We start from the raw sequence: 18,739 nt of genomic DNA, 5'->3' as shown, positions 1-18,739 counted from the left end.
AAGGACTTCCGTTCCCCGCCGGTGTTGAACGATGCCGGTGAGTCAATCACCCGCCGCGGCGTCTCCGCCCGCCTTTCTGACCGGGACGGGGGATGTGGCTTCTCTCATGCGCGGCCATGACTGGACGGCGACGCCGCTCGGTCCGCCGGAGGGATGGCCGCAGGAGCTTCGGGCCATGGTCGGCCTGATGATGCGGTCGCGGCAGGCGATGTTCATCGGTTGGGGACCCGACGTCACCTTCCTTTACAACGACGCCTATCTGGACATTCTGGGGTCCCGCCACCCGATGGCGCTGGGCCGGCCGATGAGGGAGGTCTGGCCGGACGCGTGGCCGCAGGCCAGCGATTTCGTCCGCTGCGCCTATGACGGAGAGGCGCTGCTGCACGAGGATCTGCTGATCCCGCTGGAACGGCGCGGATTGGTCGAGGACTGTTACTTCACCTTCTCCTACACGCCGATCGACGGCGAAACGGGCTGTATCGGCGGCTTCCTCTGCATCGTGGCGGAGACCACGCTTGCCGTGCGGGGCCAGCGGCGCATGGCCTTCCATGCCGAACTGGAGCACCGGCTGCGCGAACTGACCGACCCGCTCCGTGTGGTCACCGTGGCGGCGGAGGCGCTGGGCCGGCATCTCGGCGCCAGCCGGGTCGGCTACGGCGTGATGGACGAGAGCGAGCGCTTCTTCACCACGGAGCGCAACTGGACCGACGGCACGGTTGCTCCCCACATCGGCGGGACCCATGATCTGCTGGCCTTCGGCGAGCCGGTGCTGGCGACCCTGCGCAGCGGACAGGCGCTGGTCGTCAACGATGCGGCCACCGATCCGCGCACCGCAACACCGGACCTGCTGGCTGCCTTCGCTGCGTCCGGCTTCTCCTCCGCGGTCACCGCCAGCCTGGTGAAGCAGGGCCGGATGGTTGCGGCGCTTTACGTCCATGACCGCCACCCCAGGCATTGGCGCGAGGACGAGGTCGAACTGATCGAGGAGGTTGCGGAACGCACCTGGTCGGCGGTGGAGCGTGTGCAGGCGGAAGAGGAGGTGCGGCGCGCCAACGACCGGCTGCGGGCCGAGGGGGAACGGCTGCGCGCCCTGTTCCGGCAGGCGCCGGGCTTCATGTATGTCTGGCGCGGGCCGGACCATGTCTTCGAGATGGCGAACGACGCTTATTTCGAGCTGATCGGCCGGCGCGACGTCATCGGCAAGCCGGGGCGGGAGGCGTTGCCGGAAATCGTCGGCCAGGGCTACTTCGAACTGGCCGACCGGGTCTACCGGACCGGCGAGCCCTTCGTCGGCGAAGGCATGCCGGCGCGGATCGCCCGGCGGCCCGGTGCGCCGCTGGAAGAACGCTTCGTCACCTTCGTCTTCCAGCCGATCCGTGACGACGAGGGGCAGGTGACGGGCCTGTTCGTCCAGGGCAGCGACGTCACCGGGATGAAGCGGACGGAAGAGGCGCTGCGCGAGAGCGAGCAGCGGCTGCACATCGCCCAGGATGCCGGCGGGGTCGGCACCTTCGAACTGCGCGCCGACGGTCTGCTCGCCGTGTCGCCGCAGTTCTGCCGCCTGTGGGGGATCGACGAGCAGCCGTTGGTGCGGCTGGAGGAACTGGTCGGGCTGATCCATCCGGAGGACCGGCCCACCCTGAACACGCTCCAGCCGGGGCAGGTGCCGACGGACGGTCTGGGCTATGTCGAATACCGCATCCTGCGGCCCGACAACGGCGCCGTCCGTTGGATCGCCCGGCGTGCCCAGGCATTCAAGCGCGACGAGGACGGAGATGGAGGGGGCGTGCGGGTTCTCGGCGCCTGCTACGACATCACCGACCGCCGCTGTGCCGAAGATGCCCTGCGTGCGCTCAACGCGACGCTGGAACAGCGGGTGGCGGAACGGACGGCCGACCGCGACCGCATATGGCGGCTTTCGACCGACATCATGCTGGTGGCGCGGTTCGATGGCACGGTCGGCGCGGTCAACCCGGCCTGGACCACCCTGCTCGGCTGGCGGGAGGCGGAACTGCAGGGTGCCCTCTTCCTCGATTTCGTCCATCCCGACGACCGGGCGGCCACGGTGACGGAGGTCGGCCGGCTGCAATCGGGCCTGACCACCCTGCGGTTCGAGAACCGCTACCGCCACAAGGACGGGTCCTATCGCTGGATCTCCTGGACCGCGGTGCCGGACGACCACTTTATCCATGCGGTGGGACGCGACGTGACGGCGCGCAAGGAAGCCGCCGCCGCCCTGCGCCGGGCCGAGGATCAGCTGCGGCAGGCGCAAAAGATGGAGGCGGTCGGCCAGCTGACCGGTGGCGTGGCCCACGACTTCAACAACCTGCTCCAGGCGCTCAGCAGCTGCCTGACCATGATCGGCCGTCGCAGTGCAGAGCCTCGGCTGGCGCCTTTGCTGGAGGCCGGCATGCAGGCGGTCGACCGCGGCGCCAAGCTGGTCCAACAGCTGATGGGCTTCGCCCGCCGCGACAGCCTGCGTCCGGAGCCCATCGACGTGCGCGACCGCGTCCTCGGCATGGTTGGCCTGCTCGAGCGCGCCCTGCGCGCCGACATCCGGCTGGAAACCCGCTTCGCCCCCGGTCTGCATCCCATCGAGGTGGACCCGACCCAGTTCGAACTGGCGCTGATCAATATGGCGGTCAACGCGCGCGACGCAATGCCCGACGGCGGCACCCTGATCATCGAGGCGGAGAACCGGACGCTCGGGCCCGGCGAAGCAACCGGCCTGGATGGCGGGGGCCTGGATGGCGATTTTTTGCGGCTGACGGTCGCCGACACCGGAACCGGCATGACGCCGGAGGTGGTGGCGAGGGCCTTCGACCCCTTCTTCACCACCAAGGAGGTCGGCAAGGGCTCCGGCCTCGGGCTTGCGCAGGTCTACGGGCTGGCGCGGCAGGCGGGCGGCACGATCTGGATCGAAAGCCGGCCGGGGGAGGGGACCCGCATCGTCCTGCTGCTACGCGCCGGCACCGGCATCCCGAGGGCGCCGGCGGCTCCCGTCCAGGCCGCTGCCAATCTTATCCGGGGGGCGCGGGTGCTGATGGTGGAGGACGATCCGGTCGTCGCCTCCTCTGTCGCGGCGGCGCTGGAGGAAAGCGGCTGGACCGTGCTGCGCGCCTCTTCGGCCGACGAGGCGCTGCCGCTGCTGGCAGGGGACGAGCGCATCGACCTGCTTTTCTCCGATGTGGTGATGCCCGGCCGGCTGAGCGGCATCGACCTCGGCCGCGAGGCCACGCTCCTGCGCCCCGGCCTGCCGGTGGTGCTGACGACCGGCTACAGCGAGGACGTGGCGCGCACCGAAGGCATCGCGGTGCTGTCGAAGCCCTACCGCATCGACACCCTGCTTCAGACGCTGAGCGAGGCGCTGGCGAGCAAGCCCTCTCCGCAGCGGTGAAGGGCTTATGGAGGGGGAGTGTTCGCCATCGCCCGCTCCAGAACGCCGTAGATGCGCGGATCGCCCATCTGGGCGACGTTGAAGCGCAGAAATCCCGATGCGGAGTGGGAGACGCTGAACACGTCGCCGGGGGCGAGCACGACATCCTCGCGCAAGGCCGCGCGGGCGACGTCGGCGGCGTTCCGTCCATCGGGCAGGCTGCACCAGAGATAGAAGCCGCCGCGCGGCATCAGCCATGGTTGCAGACCGATCGCCTCCAGCCGGGCGGCCGTCTCGCGCCGCACCCGTGCCAGACGCCGGCGCAGCCCGTCGAGATGCTTGCGGTGATTGCCGTCGTTCAGGGTGGCGAGGACGAGTTCGGCCGCAGCCGGGCTGGGACCGCCGAAGTTCGTCGCCACCTGCAGATCGACCAGCGCCTCCACCCAGTCCGGCCGCGCCGCAATATAGCCGCAGCGGATCGAAGCGGAGAGCGTCTTGGAAAAGCTGCCGATCCGGATCACCCGGGACAGCCCGTCCAGCGCCGCGAGGCGGGGTGACGGCTCGGGCTCGAAGCCAGCGAAGATGTCGTCCTCGACGATGGTCAGGTCCCGCGCGGCCGGGTCGTGGGCCGGATCGTGGGCCGCGGCGGCGCAGAGCAGGCGATGGGCGGTCTGCGGCGTCATCGTGGCGCCGGTCGGGTTGTGAAGGGCGGAGTTCGTGATGTAGAGACGCGGCCGGTGCGTCGCCAGCGCCTGGGCGAACAGCTCCGCATCCGGCCCGTTGCGCGTATAGGGCACGCCTACGACCCGCGCCCGATGGGCGCGCAGCAGCGCCTGGAAATTGAAATAGCAGGGGTCGTCGATCAGCACCGTGTCGCCCGGCTGCAGCAGCAGGCGGCAGATCAGGTCGATGGCCTGTGTGCCGGAGGCGGTCAGCAGGATCTGGTCGGCACCGGCGGCGATCCCTTCGTCCGCGAACTGGCGGGCCAGCAGCCGGCGCAGCGGCAGCGATCCGCGGGTGCCGCCGTAATCCGCCAGCAGCCCGTCATCTGCCCGCGCGAGCTGGCGGATCGCCCGGCGGATCGCCGCGTTCGGCATCCAGTCGGCCGGCAGCCATCCGCATCCCGGCTTCAGCATATCGGCACCGGCATCGAGCGACTGTCGCGACACCCAGAAGGGATCGATGGCACGGTCGCGCTGCGGTTCTGCTTCGGCCAATGCCAGCGGCGGCAGCGCGCCGGACACGTAGAAGCCCGATCCCGGCCGCGACTGGATCGCGCCGTCCGCCGCAAGCCGGTCATAGACCTCCACCACGGTCGAGGGCGACACGCCCATGGTGGCGGCGAAGCTGCGGATCGACGGCAGCTTTTCCCCCGGAGACAGCTGGCGGTTCGCCATCCTGCGGCGGATCGCCTCCATCACCTCGCCGGTGCGCGTGCCGGTCCTGCCCATGATGCTCCACCGCAAAGAGAAGTGTATTGCCCTGTAAGGCGGTACAGTTTGGCGGAATTGTATGGGACTGTCCCTGTTTCCGCCAGTGGCCACCGCGCTACGATCGTGCTGCGAATTCTGGGGCGCGAAAGGAAAGCGGGATGCGGACGTCGACGGCGGGATGGGGCAGCGGGCTGCTCGGCGTGATCATTTTCAGCGGTTCGCTGCCGGCGACGCGCGTCGCGGTCGGCGGCTTCACGCCGCTGTTCCTGACCGCGGCACGGGCGGTGATCGCGGCGGCGTTGGCGGCGGCGCTGCTGGCGCTGCTCCGGCAGACCTGGCCGGCGCGGCGCGACCTGCCCTCGCTCGCCATTGTGGCGGTCGGCGTGGTCGCCGGCTTTCCCCTGCTGACCGCGCTGGCGCTCCAGCAGATCACCTCGGCGCAGTCCATCGTCTTCATCGGTCTGCTGCCGCTCGCCACCGCCCTGTTCGGCGTGCTGCGGGGGAGGGAGCGGCCGCGGCCGGCCTTCTGGCTGTTCTCGACGGCGGGCAGCCTGACCGTCGCCGGCTTCGCCCTGTGGCAGGGCGGCGGGGCGTCGCTGACCGGCGACCTGCTGATGATCCTGGCGATCCTGCTCTGCGGGCTCGGCTATGCCGAGGGGGCGACCCTGTCGCGCCGGCTGGGCGGCTGGCAGGTGATCTCCTGGGCGCTGGTGCTGGCGCTGCCGGTGATGGCGGGCGCGGCGGTTGCGACCATGCCGGACGACTGGACCGGCGTCGCCATGCCGGCCTGGATCGGGCTCGGCTATGTGTCGGTGTTCAGCATGCTGATCGGCTTCGTCTTCTGGTATCGCGGGCTGGCGCTGGGCGGCATAGCGGGCGTCGGACAGTTGCAGCTGCTCCAGCCCGCCTTCGGCCTGGTCCTGGCCGGGCTGCTGCTGCGCGAGCCGGTCGCCTGGACGATGATCGCCGCGACCGGGCTGGTCGTGCTCTGCGTCGCCGGCGCGAAGCGGTTCGCCTGATCGCCTAAACCAACCCGCCTGCCTTGAACCCGGTCATCGCGACGATGACGGCCAGCAGGGCAAGGATGGTCGCCAGCCCGATTGGCAGGGCGCGGCGGTAGATCGCCCCCTCCGACCGCTCCAGCCCGACCAGACCGGCGGCCAGCACGATGCGGCCGGGGGTCAGCATGGTGCAGATGCTGCCGGCAACCGTCTGGACCGCCGCGATCAGGATGGAGGGCAGGCCGCTTTCGGCGGCAAGGCTCAGCTGGATGTGCATCATCAGGGCGTTCGATGCCGTGTTGGAGCCGGTCAGCATGCCAGCCGCGGCGCCGAAGACCGGGCTGGCCAGCACGGCGAAGCGTCCCGCCACCTCGCGCCAGGCGTTGCCGAACATGGCCGCTCCGCCGGAGGCCGCCATGAAGGTGGCGAACTCGACGAAGACCAGGGTCGCCGCCATCGGCACCAGGGCGGCGCGAAGGGCGCCGCGCACGACTTTCCCGGCCTCGGCGCCCGGCAGGCCGGCCAGCAGGATGCCGGCGATCAGCACCAGCCAGGTCGCCGGGTGGCGCAGCAAGGCCAGCGGCGCAAGGCCGCCGAACGGGTCGAGCACGAGCCATTGCCCGGTCCAGTCCGACATCGGCGGCAGCAGGCGGGTCGCCATCAGCCCGGCGATCAGCAGCCCATAGGGCCAGAGCCGCTCGGCCAGTTGGCGGACACCGGTGCCGCTGCGCAGCAGGCGCGGCCCCTCCACCACCAGCAGCAGGGTTGCGGTCGCCAGCCCGCCGCCGAGTTCCGGCGCGACGAACCGGTTGGTCAGCCAGATCAGCCCGGCCAGACAGAGGAGAAGGGCGACGTCGGTCGCCCGCTCCCGCAGGCTGGAGCGCAGCCCCGACGACTGGATCAACCCCCAGAACACCGGCAGGAGGCAGGGCAGCACGACCGCCATCAGGAGGGCGCTGGCGGTTCCAAGCTCGGTGAAGGATACGCCGATCAGTTCGGCCCCGACCCGGCTGCCGACGCCCATCGCGCCCCAGGCGGCCAGGACCTGACTGAACAGGCCGAGCGCCGCGGACTGCACCGGCGGCAGACCCAGGCGGCGCAGCATGGCGAGCGCCACCACCAGGCCGACGCCGAACCCCGTCACCGACTCCGCGAAGGGACCGACCAGGAAGCAGGCGACGAAGACGGCGCGCCGCCGGTTCTCCTGCGCGACCGTGGCCGTCCGCGTGCCGCGCGCCTCGAAGGCACGGTGGAACAGCAGGCCGGCGGCGATGATCGACATCGCGTGCCATGCCAGCCATGCCCCTTCCCCCGCTTTGACGGCAGCCAGACCCAGCACCGGACCGGCCGACGGCTGCGCCATAAGCATCGGGGCGACCATCGTGACGAGCGCCAGCGCCATGCCGGCGATCCCGGCGGACAGCAGGCTGACCCGGCGGGAGGCGAGCAGCAGGATCGTGCCGACGAGCGGCATCATATGGAAGGCAAGAGTCATGATCGGCCAGACGCGTTCCGGAGCGGTGAGTGCCGGCGCGAATCCTGGCCGGGGCCATTGGATACTAGTATATCTACGGTGGCGCAATCATTCGGCGCCTGCAACGGCACCGAATGATTGCGCTGGATGGCCGCGGATGCGTCAGGCCGGCGTGTCGCGGTGGATCTTGAACGGCGCCCAGGACTGGCTCACCGGCATGATCTCCACGCTGTTGATGTTGACGTGCGGCGGCAGCGAGACCACCCAGCGCACCGTCTCGGCGATGTCCTCGGGCTGGAGCGGGTTGGCCCCGGCATAGAGCGCGTCGTAGGCGTCCTTGTTGCCGCCGGTGCGCACCAGGGTGAATTCGCTTTCCGCCAGACCCGGTTCGATGGAGGTCACGCGCACGCCCTGGGCCGACAGGTCGCTACGCAGGCCGAGCGAGAACTGCCGCACGAAGGCCTTGGTGCCGCCATAGACATTGCCGCCCGGATAGGGCCAGTTGGACGCGACCGACGCGAGGTTGACGATCAGCCCGCGATGCGCGATCAGCCGGGCCAGCAGCAGCCGGGTGATGGTGACCAGACCGGTGATGTTGGTGTCGATCATGGTGCGCCACTGTTCCAGGTCGCAGTCCTGCGCCGCCCCGGTGCCGAGTGCCAGCCCGGCATTGTTGACCAGGACCGAGATGTCGGCGAAGGCGTCGGGCAGGGTGGCCAGGGCAGCGCTGGTTGCCGCCTCGTCGCGGATGTCGAAGCACAGCGGATGGACGACATCCGGCCCGCCCAGCGCTTCGACCAAAGCGTCCAGCCGGTCCCGGCGTCGGCCGGTGGCGACGATCCGCCAGCCCTCCGCGACCAGCCGCCGGGCGATGGCGTCGCCGAATCCGGAAGTGGCGCCGGTGACGATTGCCGTTTTCGGGGCGGTCGTTGTCGGGGCGGTGTTCGACATAGCGTGATCTTTCCTCGTGACGGATTGGCGGTCAGGTCCGGAGCAACGGCACCCACCATAAGCGAGGCTTGGCGCTTCGACCACGCCGAAGAGAGGCCTTTGACAGGGCTGGTATGGTGGTGCAACCATTCCTATCGACACCTGTCGATGTCGCTGTCAAACCTCTGTCGCTCTATAAGGATCGGGAAGCTCCCCAATGATGTTCCGTCTGTTTTCGGGTGCCGGCCTTCTCCTGCTCTCCGCGGCGATGCCCGCCATGGCGGCGACGGAGGCTCCGTCGAAGCCCCCGGCAAAGCCGATGGAGGTGAGCTGCAACGTCCTGCTGCCGCCTGCACCGGTGCCGGGCCTGCCGGGAACGATGCGGATGGTGGAGAAGCTGACAGTCCCGGCCGGGTCGGACGCCCACCGTCACAAGCACGACATCGACGAGATGATGGAGGTGGTGAGCGGAAGCGGCCGGCTGTCGGTCGATGGCAAGCCGGATGTGGAGTTGAAGCCCGGAGTGGTGGTGGAAATTCCGCCGGGCATGCTTCACCAGCAGCACAATGACAGCGACGCCGAGCCGCTGGTCTACACTGCCACCTTCATCGGCAAGGCCGGCGCGCACATGCTGACCCGCTACAACGGGGAGAGGGACCGCAGCGCCGGCTGCCCGCATACCTTGCCGAAGAAATAACGCGGTTCACCTGAGTTCGTCTAAAGCGACGCTCCGCCGCAGACGAGGATCTGCTGCCCGGTGATGGCCGCCGCGGCGTCGGACAGCAGGAAAGTGGTCAGCGCCGCCACCTCCTCCGGCTTGATGAAGCGGCCGATGGGCGGAAGCTTCGGCGGCAGGCCGGTGCGGTTCGGGTCCTTCAGCATCGGCGTGTCGGTCGCCCCCGGCGCCACCACATTGACCGTGACGCCGCGCGGCGCCAGTTCGATGGCCCAGGAGCGGGCAAGACCGACCATCGCCGCCTTGGTCGCCGCATACTGGCTGCGGCCGCCGGCTCCCTGCGCGGTGCGGCTGCCGATCAGGACGATCCGGCCACCGTTGTCCGGCAGATGCGGGACGACATGCTCGACCAGCTGCGTCGCAGCCTCCACATGCAGGCGCCACATCGCCCTCGCATCGTCCCCGGCCAGTTCGCCGAGCCTGCCGACCCGCATGACCCCGGCGGCATGGACCAGCGCATCGACGGGCGGTAGTGCGGTCAGCGCCTGTGCCACGGAATCCGGCGCCATCAGGTCGGCCGGGGTGAAGCGCAGGTTCGGGTGGTCGATGGCGGGGGCCGAGCGGCTTATCCCCTCGACCAGCCAGCCATCCTGCAACAGCCGTTCGGCGATGGCGGCACCGATCCCCGAACTGACGCCGGTGACGAGGGCGCGCCGGCAAGGGCTTTCCGTGTTCATCCCGGCGCCCTCCCTCATGCCACGGTCAGCGCGATGCGGCCGAGGCCGGGGAAGTCGGCGACGGCGCGGCTGCCGGGCTGGATGAAGATCGTTCCGGTGCAGGACCCGGTGGTCACCGTGTCGCCGGCATGCAGGCCGCCGAACGGCCGGGCGCCGACATTGGCGAGCCAGGCCAGCAGACGGATCGGGTCGCCGGCCTTGTTGCCGCCGACTAATTCGACCTTGCGCTCTCCGTCGATGTCCAGCGTCAGCGGCTGGGTCACCGGATCGATGCGGCGCCAGTCCGCCGTGGCCTGCCCAACGATCAGCGCACCATGGTTGCCCTGATCGGCCAGCGAGGCGAGCGGCCCCTGCGAGCCGTAGGCGGCGAAGCGGGTATCGCAGATCTCGAAGGCCGGATGGATGGAGCCGACGGCGTCCAGAACCTCGTCCCGCGTCCAGGGCTCGTCACGGGCGGGCAGGTCGCTTTTCAGGCGATAGACGATCTCCGCCTCGATCCCGATGACACGGAACATCGCGGCGGGCAGCGTTCCGGTCTTGAAGAACAGCGTGTCGGCATGAATGGGCGCGCTCGACGGCTCGGCGTCGGGGGCGGAGGCGCCGACCTTCCAGGCGGTCACCGGGCCGATGCCGCGGGCGACCTCGGTCTGGATGGCGTAGGCGTCGGATTTGTCGGCTGGCATCGCCGCCGGCGGCAGGGCGTCGAGCGGGCGGTTGTCACGGCGCGCGGCGAGCAGCGCGCCGGCGGCCTCAAGAACGGCCTCGGCGGTCATGGTCATGGGACAAGTCCCTGGAAAATGAGGAATCGGACGGGCAGGCGGGAGCGCCGGGTGACGCTCCCATCGCCAATCAGCGGTTGCCCACCCAGTCGGGCGAGACGCGGCTGTATTTGATGGCCTGCCGGAAATAGGTGAAGGCGACATGCAGGTCGCCCTCCGCCGTCTGGGTGACCGACGGGTAGGAGAATTCCCGGTTCAGGCTGTCCTTGGAATTGTTGGTCATGCAGTAGCCGTCGCCGACCTCCAGGTTCCGGCGCAGCGGCCAGGTCAGCCCGCCATCCTCCGACAGGGCCAGCGTCAGCGGCGCGCGCGGCGCCCCCCAGAAGGCCTTGCGGGCGGGTGCCTGCGCCGGCTTTGCGGCGACCGCAACGGCGGCGCCACCGGCCGGAACGTCGTCCTCGATCTCGTCATAGAGCGAGGCGCGGCGCTCGGTGGCGTTCTCCGCACTGGACTCGTTGAAGACGATGGCGAGGCGGCCGTCGGCCAGCGCCGTCACCTGGATCGAGGAGTTGTTGTTGGGCAGTTCGGTCGGGACCGGCGCGCTCCAGCTCCGGCCATTGTCGGCGGAGACGCTGCGGTAGACATGGTCGGCCCAGCGGCTGCGGTAGAAGGCGGCCAGCGTGCCGTCGCGCAAAGGCACGACGCTCATATGGACGCAGCCGACGCTGTCCGGCACCGGATGCTCGGTCCAGCTTTCACCGCGGTCGGAAGAGATGCGCACCGCGCTGGTGTCGTTGTCGCCCACCCACTTCTCGCCCGGCGTGCCGTGGCAGAGGAAGGTCGGTAACAGCCAGTCGCCGTTCGGCAGGACCACCACAGGCTGGCGGATGAAGATGCCGTCGCTGCCGTTGCCTTCGAACAGGGTGCGGATCGGCCCCCAGCTCTGCCCATTGTCGACGGAGCTGCGGCAGCGCACGACGGCGGTGTCTTGGTTGCCGGAGATTTGCGCGGTGTAGAACAGCCACAGCGTGCCGTCCGGCGCCGGGAACAGCACCGGGTTCTGTTCCGAGCGGGTCGGGTCGTCCGACAGCTTGACCGGATCGGTCCAGTTGTCGGAGCCCCGGGGCAGCCGCGAGAAATAGATGGAGATGTCGGGGATGCCTTCCTGGGTGCCGCCGAACCAGACGCAGCCGAGATCGCCGTTGCCGAGCACAACGATGTTGGCGGCATGGTTCTGGACGCAGGGCGACGGCAGATAGGCGTCGCGGCGCCCGGCGTCCCCGTCCACGGGCGCAACGCGCCCGCGGTCGGTGGTGGAGGGCAGGGTCGAGGGTGTGGTCATGTCGGTCACATGCAAACTGGGGAAAGGGGCGGGCCGGTCAGCGTATGGCGGTCATCCTGCGTCGGCCTGGGGCGGAGCGGCGACCATCGCCGGGGCGTTGCGGCCGCGGATCAGGCGTTCCACCAGCATCACCAGCATCGGCGTCAGCAGGGCGATATACATGTTGTCGATGCCGTAGGGGTTGCCCATCACGTACCAGACGGTGGTGCTGACGGTGGCGCCCAGCAGGCCCAGCGTGGCGCCCAGGTTGCTGGCGAACAGCGGCAGGAAGAAGCCGATCATCGCCACGACCGTGATCGACAGGCGCAGCGCCCGGGTGAAGAAGGACAGCTTCAGGATTTCCGGCACGAAGAAGACGAAGATCAGCGGCAGAAAGCCGATGATGAGAGACAGGATGCGGGTGGTACGGAATTCCTGCTCTGGCGTCGGCTTCTTCCACGGCACGTAGAAGTCGCGCACCGCCAGCGAGGCGATGGCGAGTGCCACCGTGCTGACGCTGACGAAGACCGAGGCGACGAGCGAGGTGGTGACGATGGCGGCCATCAGCGGGTGCATGGCGTCGAGGAACACCGGCAGCGCGTACAGGCTCTTCATGTCCGGATGGAGGTAATGCGCGGTCACACCGATCAGCGCCAGCATGATGCCGAGCGGCAGGCAGAAGATCGCGGCATAGAAGGCGGAGCGCTGGGCCTCGCCGGCGCTGCGGTTGGACGAGATCGCCTGGATGACGAACTGGGTGGAGAAGATGGCGCCGACGGTGCCGATGACCCAGGCGAAGATCGTCGGCATGCCGATGGTGCCGTCGATGGTGAAATAGTGGGCCGGCAGCTTTTCCACCATCGGGCCGATGCCGCCGCTGAGCGACAGCGCAGTGCCCAGCAGCAGGGCGATGCCGAGCAGCTTCAGTCCGCTGTGCAGGATGGTGACGTAGGCGATGCCCTTCAGCCCGCCGAACACGTAGTAGAAGGTGCTGACCACCGCGATGATGACCATCGCCCAGGTAAGATTGAGGTTCATGACGGTGGACAGGGCGGCGGCACCGCTGATGTAGTTGCCGACATTCACCAGCAGCAGCGCATACATCATGATGATCGACACCGTCCGCATGGTGGAGGTGCCGTAATATTTCGCGATGGCGGCGGAGATGGTGTATTCGCCCGATCCGTAGATGCGCTTGGCGAAGAACAGGCCGAACAGCAGGAAGCCGATGGAGGCGCCCAGCACCGACCAAGCCGACGCCATGCCGGAGCTGAAGGCTTCCTGCGCCGTGCCGACAGTGGATTTGGCGCCGATGAACTCGGACATCAGCAGCACGCCGACGACCGCCGCCGGCATCGACCGCGCGGCGTTCATGAACTCGCCGTTGTTGCGGCTGCGCAACCGGATGGTCAGCCAGGAGGTGAAGAGGATGTAGAGGACGACGATCCCCAGGATGAGCGCACTTTCTCCACTGGTGAAATGGTTCATGGACGGGTCTCCCTAACGGGCGGATGGGTCCGCCTTCGGTGTTGTTCAGGGCGGTGTTGTTCGGGGGATTAGCGCCGGGCTCGTGACGTCGCGGCGCCATGCGGCGTGGAACAACGTCACACCGCTTCGGCGTAGCGTGCCGCGATTGCCTTGATCCGGCTGTCCACCTCGTCGGCGATCAGCACCGGGGCGCGGCTGAAGCCGACCTCCGGCATGGCGCTGCGGAGAGCGCGCTTGACCATCGCCGGCGGGAAGCCCAGCGCGTAGAGTTCCTTGCGGAGCGTGCTGAAATGGGTCTGGTGCCTGTCGGCCGCGGCATCGTCGCCGGCCACGAAAGCGGCATGGATGCCGTTGAGCGTCACCGGCGCGATGTTGCCGAGGCCGGAGATGCAGCCGGCCGCACCGTTGCGCAGACCTTGCAGCACCAGAGAATCCGGGCCGACCAGAACGTCGAAATCGTCACGCTCGCGCGCGATGGCGAGGAAGCCGTCCAGGCTCTCCTGCGAACCGGCGCTGTCCTTGATGCCGATGATGTTCGGGTGGTCGGCCAGGATGCGGGCGGTCTGCGGCTCCAGCGTGTTCCCGGTGCGGGCGGGGATGTTGTAGAGATAGACCGGCACCGTCAGCGCATCGGCGACGCGGCGGTAATGCTCCACCAGTTCGGCCTGCGAACAGGCGATGAAGGACGGCGTGATGGCGGAGACCGCCTTGACGCCGAGCCGCTCGACCGCCTTGCCCAGCGCGATGGTCTGGTTGGTGGAGATCTCGCCGATATGGGCCAGCACCGGCACCTTGCCGTCGGCTGCCTCGACGCAGGTCTCCGCCACCGCCAGCTTCTCGTCGAAGGACAGGGCGTAGAATTCGCCGTTGGTGCCGGCGCAGAAGACGCCGTTTCCGGTGGTCGCCTGCCGCTTCACCTGCCGTCGCAGCGCTGCGAATTCGACGCGCTCGTCGCCATCGAAGGGGGTGACGATCGCGACGAAAGGTCCGCCGATCTTGCCACTGGTCTTGCTCATGGGATTGGCCTTTCACGAACGGGATGAGGGCTGGCGCCGCGCCGTCAGGCGGCGGCGCGGTACATGCCCAGGATGTCCTCGCGGCTGAGATCGCGCGGGTTGTTGTCGAGAAGCCGGCGGATGGCGTGCGCCTCCTCGGCCATGGCGGCCAAGTCGGCCTCGGGCACGCCGAACGCCGACAGCCGCATGGTGCAACCGAGGTTCACGCACCAATCGTGCGCGGCCTTGAACACCGCGGCCGGATCGGCGACCGCCGGCAGGCCCAGCGCCTCCAGAACGGCGGCGGTCTTGGCCGGGACGGCCGGCGCGTTGAAGGCCAGCACATGCGGGAAGATCAGCGCGTTGGCGGCACCATGCGGGATGTGGTGGCGGGTGCCCAGCGGATAGGCGACGGCATGGCCGGCGGCGGTGTTGACCGGACCCAGGCAGATGCCGCCATAGAAGGACGCCAGCGACAGGCCGGCCCGCGCCTTGCGGTCGCTGCCGTCGGCGATGGCGCGCGGCAGGAAGCGGCCGACCAGCCGGATGCCTTCCAGCGCATAGAGGTCGATCAGCGGATGGGCCTTGCGGTTGGTGTAGGCCTCGACGCAATGGGCCAGCGCGTCGACGCCGGTGGCGGCGGTCACCGCGGCCGGCACGCTCAGCGTCAGGTCGGGATCGACTACCGCGACGTCGGCCAGCATGTGGACGCTCTGCACCGCCAGCTTGCTCATGGTCGCCGGGTCGGTGACGAGCGCGCGGGTGCCGACCTCGCTGCCGGTGCCGGCGGTGGTCGGCACCTGCACCAGGACGGCGCGCTTGCCCGCCACTTTCTCCGGCCCGACCACGTCGCGGATGGTCTGGCCGCTGCCCGGCAGCACGGCGGCCAGCTTGGCCAGATCCATGGCGCTGCCGCCGCCGAAGCCGATCACCACCTGCGGCTCGACCCGTTCGGCGACCGCGAGCAGCGCCTCCAGGTTGGGAACGTCGGGTTCGGGCTTGATGTCGGCGAAGATCGTGACGGCGCCCTCCAGCCCCAACCGCTCCACGCGGGTGGCGTTGAAGGCGTCGGCGACCACCAGGATGCGGGTCAGGCCGCGCTCCCGCACCCAACGGCCGGTCTCGGCCGCGGTGCCGGCGCCGAAGACGACGCGGGGCGGGCGGAGCAGGTCGATGGGCGTGGTCAGGTCGATGGTGTTCATGATCGGGTTCCTCAGGCGGCGACGCGCACGCGGGCGGCGGCCAGCTTTTCGGCGTAGTCGATGGCCTCGATCAGGCTCAGCTCGTTGGCGATGCCCTTGCCGGCGATGTCGAAGGCGGTGCCGTGGTCGACGGAGGTGCGGATGATCGGCAGGCCGAGCGTGATGTTGACGCCGCTCAGCGCGTCCCAGGTGCCGGTTTCCGGATTGACGTTGAAGCCCAGCAGCTTGACCGGGATGTGACCCTGGTCGTGATACATGGCGACCACCGCATCGTACTGGCCGGCGCGCAGCTTGACGAAGATGGTGTCGCCGGGCACCGGCCCGACGACATCCAGCCCGTCGGCGACGCATTGGCGGATCACCGGCTCGGTCACCTCGATGTCCTGGCGGCCGAACAGCCCGCCTTCGCCGGCATGCGGGTTGAGCGCGGCGATGGCGATGCGGCGGCGGGAAAGGCCGAGCCCGGCCAGCGTCTCGTCGGTGCGGTCGATGACGTAGCGCAGCCGTTCCGGCGTCAGCTTCTTCGGCACGTCCTCCAGCGCGATGTGGGTGGTGACGTGGCTGACCCGCATGTTGCCGTGGGCCAGCATCATCACCGAGCCGCGGGCGCCGGTCAGTTCGGCCAGCAGGTCGGTGTGCCCGGCGAAGTGATAGCCGGCCTTGTTCATCGCTTCCTTGTTCAAAGGCGCGGTGACGATGCCGTGGATGCGGCCGGCTTCGGCCAGCCGCACCGCGCGTTCCACCGCCAGATAGGCGAAGCGGCCGCCGTCGACCGACAGCACGCCGGGACGGATCGGCTCGCCCTCCGGCCCGGCCTGGAGGCAGGCCAGCGCCGGCCATTCGCCGTTCACGTCGGTCACCTCGGGGAAGTCGAGGTCGCTGCCGAGCGCATCGCGCGCCGCATGGAGGGCGGGGTTGCTGCCGATGACCAGCAGGCGCAGCGACCCGTCGGCCAGCCGGTCCTTCAGACGAGCGCAGGCCTTCACGATGATCTCCGGCCCGACGCCGGCCGGATCGCCCATGGTGATGGCCAGATGCGGTGTCATGCTTGTTCTCCCTGATGAAGCGGCGCAGCCAGCGCAAGCAGCCGGCGCAGCAGTGACGGGTCGCCGAACGCGCCCGATTTCGAAATGACGCGGACCCCGTCGAAGCGTCCGCCGCGCAGGATGGAGCAGGGCACCCCCGGCCAGACCTGTCCGTCCAGATCCAGCCGGTCGGCCTCCAGGGCGAGGCAGAGGCCGCGCAGGGTCTCGCCGCCCGCCACCAGCAGCGTGCCGGGCGGGTCGAGCCGGCGGACCAGCCGGGCGAATTCCCGTTCGATCCGCTGCGCCGCGTCGCTCCGCGCCAGCCCGTCGGGCAGGGCGAGGGTGGCGAGCGCGATGCCATCGCGGTCCAGCCGCTGAGCCAGCACCGTGGCCGAGGTCGGACCGCCGTCGGGCAGCGCCAGCACATGCTCCGGACAGGCGCCGATCTGCGCCGTCATCGCCGGATGGTTGGTGCCGAACAGGCCGAGGATCGGCCGTGGCAGCCGCATGGCGACGGGATCGGAGGCGGCGGTGCCCGTCTGCCGGGCCAGCGCACCGGCCAGTCCGCTGCTGCCGCACCACAGCACGCGCCCGTTCAGCGCGAGGCCTGCGGCGGCGATGGCGTCGAGATCGGCATCCGTTTCGGCATCCCACAGACTGACACCCGCCGGCACCGCCGCACCGGGGCAGCAGAGCTGGACCGCAAAGCCTTCCCGCTCCAGATCGGCGCGCAGGTCGCTGGCCGTGGGTGTCCAATCGCGGGCATCATCGCCACGGGCAAGCTGGATGCCGCCGCGTGTGATGCGGCCCTGATAGGGAAAGGCGGGAGCGACGATGACATGATCGGGGGCCGTGGCCGCGATCCAGGCGGCGATCCCCGCCCCGGCATGGCCGCGCAACAGGCTGTCGAGCTTGGCGTAATGGAGCGAGCCGGGGCTGCGCGGCAGGCCGGCGGCGATGGCGGCGACCCGGCGGCGGGCCTCGTCCCGCGTCGCCTCGCGCGTGCCGCTGTCGAAAGCGAGCGTATTCGGCAATGCCGGATAGGGCAGGCTCTGCCAGTAGACGGGGATCGGACCGGCGATGGCGGCGAACTGGGCGGCGGTGTCGAGCGCCCCGGTCAGGTCGTCGGCGATCAGGCACGGATGCGGCGTTGCCGATGATCCGGCCGCCGCCTGGATGCCGTGCGGCGATCCGTCCTGTGGAACCATGCTGTCCATGGGTGGTCCCCATCCTTGTGAGCGGCGGCCCTCGCACTGCGATGGGCAGCTGCCGGGCGCTCCCGCCGCCCTCGACGATGACCCACTCCATCATAGCGCTGCGGAGATGTCAATATGTTGTAATGTTGTTGAGGGCAAAAATAAGGGATACAGCGCGGTTTTCGGGCAATACATGTTTACATGTTGCGCCAAGAAGCCATGGACGCGCCGGCCCGCGCGCGCCAGCGACGGCCGGGCGGTGCGGTTTTGCCGGAAAAGCAATTGCAGGTCAGCGATTTACAGCGAGAGGTCCAGCGCCCGGCCTTCGAACACGCGGTCGCGCGACCCTTCCAGATGCGTGCGCATCCGCTGGCGTGCGGTTTCGCCGTCCCGGTGGCGGATGGCGTCAAAGATGCCGCGATGTTCGTCATACACGCCAGTCAGGCCGGAACTCGGACCCATCAGCGACACGCCGTGGAACTTCATGCCGACGGAGATGTGATCCTTCAGCGCCTGCATCGACGACATGTAATAATGGTTGTTCGTCGCCTCGGCGATGGCGGTGTGGAAGGCGTAGTCGGCGTCCTCGCGGTGCCGGTGGGCGCGGGTCGCATCGTCCATCAGGCTCAGCGCCGCGGCGATGCGGTCCAGCGCGGCGTCGTTCCAGCGCAATGCGGCGTGATAGGCGTGGTCCGGCTCGATGGTCAGCCGGAACTCGTAACAGCGTTGGATGTCGGCAATCGTTTCCACCGGCGCATAGCCCAGCACCGGCTGGCTTTCCTCCACCGCCACCCGGACGAAACTGCCGGCGCCCTGGCGGGAATAGATCAGCCCGTCGTTGCGCAGCCGCTTCAGCGCCTCCCGCACCACCGGGCGCGACACCTGGAAGCGGGCGGCAAGGTCGTTCTCGCCGGGCAGACGCTCGTCGGGCTTGAAATCGCCGGCGCTGATCTGAGCCAGCAGCAGCTGGTAGATCCGCGTGACCAGCGGCGTCTGGCGGGGCCGGAGCAGCGGCGTGCCCTCCCCGCCGTCCGACACCGCAGCGGTCATCGCGCCGTGTTCACTCGACTCCATCCTGTCGCTCCCGCTCCGCTGGCTGCCGTCCCTCGGCTGTCAGGTATTTGTAAACATGTAAGGGCAAACTTGCCAGCTTTTAGGGAGCGGTC

15 protein-coding genes are annotated in these 18,739 nt (G+C 69.3%); 3 read left to right on the top strand and 12 right to left on the bottom strand.

Annotation, left to right across the window (positions count from 1 at the left end; all coding sequences use genetic code 11):
- Nucleotides 1–94: 94 nt before the first annotated feature.
- The gene (locus ABNQ38_RS02045) at nt 95–3,397 is read left to right on the top strand and encodes a PAS domain-containing protein (RefSeq protein ID WP_377805440.1); all 3,303 of its coding nucleotides are present in this window, start codon (nt 95–97) and stop codon (nt 3,395–3,397) included.
- A gap of 5 nt (nt 3,398–3,402) precedes the next feature.
- On the opposite strand, the gene ABNQ38_RS02040 is transcribed toward ABNQ38_RS02045, so the two are convergent.
- Nucleotides 3,403–4,827 carry a PLP-dependent aminotransferase family protein gene (locus ABNQ38_RS02040; protein WP_377805439.1) on the bottom strand — a complete coding sequence of 475 codons (1,425 nt, stop codon included), beginning with the start codon at nt 4,825–4,827 and terminating at the stop codon, nt 3,403–3,405.
- A gap of 140 nt (nt 4,828–4,967) precedes the next feature.
- On the opposite strand from ABNQ38_RS02040, the gene ABNQ38_RS02035 reads away from it, so the two are divergent.
- Nucleotides 4,968–5,828, top strand: coding sequence for a DMT family transporter (locus ABNQ38_RS02035; protein WP_377805438.1), 861 nt, complete (start codon nt 4,968–4,970; stop codon nt 5,826–5,828).
- Nucleotides 5,829–5,832: 4 nt separating this feature from the next.
- Here ABNQ38_RS02035 and ABNQ38_RS02030 read toward each other — a convergent pair whose 3' ends face one another.
- The gene (locus ABNQ38_RS02030) at nt 5,833–7,305 is read right to left on the bottom strand and encodes an L-lactate permease (protein WP_377805437.1); all 1,473 of its coding nucleotides are present in this window, start codon (nt 7,303–7,305) and stop codon (nt 5,833–5,835) included.
- A gap of 141 nt (nt 7,306–7,446) precedes the next feature.
- On the bottom strand, nt 7,447–8,235 hold the full coding sequence (locus ABNQ38_RS02025) for an SDR family NAD(P)-dependent oxidoreductase (RefSeq protein WP_377805436.1): 789 nt from the start codon (nt 8,233–8,235) through the stop codon (nt 7,447–7,449).
- 196 nt (nt 8,236–8,431) lie between these two features.
- Between ABNQ38_RS02025 and ABNQ38_RS02020 the strand changes: the two genes are divergently transcribed.
- Complete coding sequence (locus tag ABNQ38_RS02020; RefSeq protein WP_377805435.1) at nt 8,432–8,911, top strand: cupin domain-containing protein; 480 nt, start codon at nt 8,432–8,434, stop codon at nt 8,909–8,911.
- Between the two features lie 20 nt (nt 8,912–8,931).
- Here ABNQ38_RS02020 and ABNQ38_RS02015 read toward each other — a convergent pair whose 3' ends face one another.
- The 9 genes from ABNQ38_RS02015 to ABNQ38_RS01975 form a co-directional block, all read right to left on the bottom strand.
- Complete coding sequence (locus tag ABNQ38_RS02015; protein WP_377805434.1) at nt 8,932–9,627, bottom strand: SDR family NAD(P)-dependent oxidoreductase; 696 nt, start codon at nt 9,625–9,627, stop codon at nt 8,932–8,934.
- A gap of 14 nt (nt 9,628–9,641) precedes the next feature.
- Nucleotides 9,642–10,406, bottom strand: a complete 765-nt coding sequence (locus ABNQ38_RS02010; protein WP_377805433.1) for a 2-keto-4-pentenoate hydratase — start codon at nt 10,404–10,406, stop codon at nt 9,642–9,644.
- 70 nt (nt 10,407–10,476) lie between these two features.
- On the bottom strand, nt 10,477–11,688 hold the full coding sequence (locus ABNQ38_RS02005) for an exo-alpha-sialidase (protein ID WP_377805431.1): 1,212 nt from the start codon (nt 11,686–11,688) through the stop codon (nt 10,477–10,479).
- Nucleotides 11,689–11,739: 51 nt separating this feature from the next.
- Complete coding sequence (locus ABNQ38_RS02000; RefSeq protein ID WP_377805430.1) at nt 11,740–13,155, bottom strand: sodium:solute symporter family protein; 1,416 nt, start codon at nt 13,153–13,155, stop codon at nt 11,740–11,742.
- A 116-nt stretch (nt 13,156–13,271) separates the two neighbouring features.
- Entirely contained in the window at nt 13,272–14,171 is a 900-nt protein-coding gene (locus tag ABNQ38_RS01995; RefSeq protein WP_377805429.1) for a dihydrodipicolinate synthase family protein, read from the bottom strand.
- A 44-nt stretch (nt 14,172–14,215) separates the two neighbouring features.
- A complete protein-coding gene (locus ABNQ38_RS01990; RefSeq protein WP_377805428.1) occupies nt 14,216–15,352 on the bottom strand; it encodes an iron-containing alcohol dehydrogenase in 1,137 nt (378 codons plus the stop codon).
- 11 nt (nt 15,353–15,363) lie between these two features.
- Nucleotides 15,364–16,398: a 4-hydroxythreonine-4-phosphate dehydrogenase PdxA gene (pdxA, locus tag ABNQ38_RS01985; RefSeq protein WP_377805426.1), complete on the bottom strand. Its 1,035-nt coding sequence runs from the start codon at nt 16,396–16,398 to the stop codon at nt 15,364–15,366.
- On the bottom strand, nt 16,395–17,594 hold the full coding sequence (locus ABNQ38_RS01980) for a four-carbon acid sugar kinase family protein (RefSeq protein WP_377805424.1): 1,200 nt from the start codon (nt 17,592–17,594) through the stop codon (nt 16,395–16,397). Before ABNQ38_RS01980 ends, pdxA begins: the two co-directional genes overlap by 4 nt.
- A gap of 276 nt (nt 17,595–17,870) precedes the next feature.
- Nucleotides 17,871–18,647, bottom strand: a complete 777-nt coding sequence (locus tag ABNQ38_RS01975) for a FadR/GntR family transcriptional regulator (RefSeq protein WP_377805423.1) — start codon at nt 18,645–18,647, stop codon at nt 17,871–17,873.
- Between the last annotated feature and the right edge of the window lie 92 nt (nt 18,648–18,739).

It is taken from the genome of Azospirillum sp. A29 (genome assembly GCF_042604625.1).
GTDB classification, from domain to species: Bacteria; Pseudomonadota; Alphaproteobacteria; order Azospirillales; family Azospirillaceae; genus Azospirillum; species Azospirillum palustre.
Note: the sequence above shows the minus strand (reverse complement) of the source record. Positions and strands in the feature narration are given on the sequence as shown.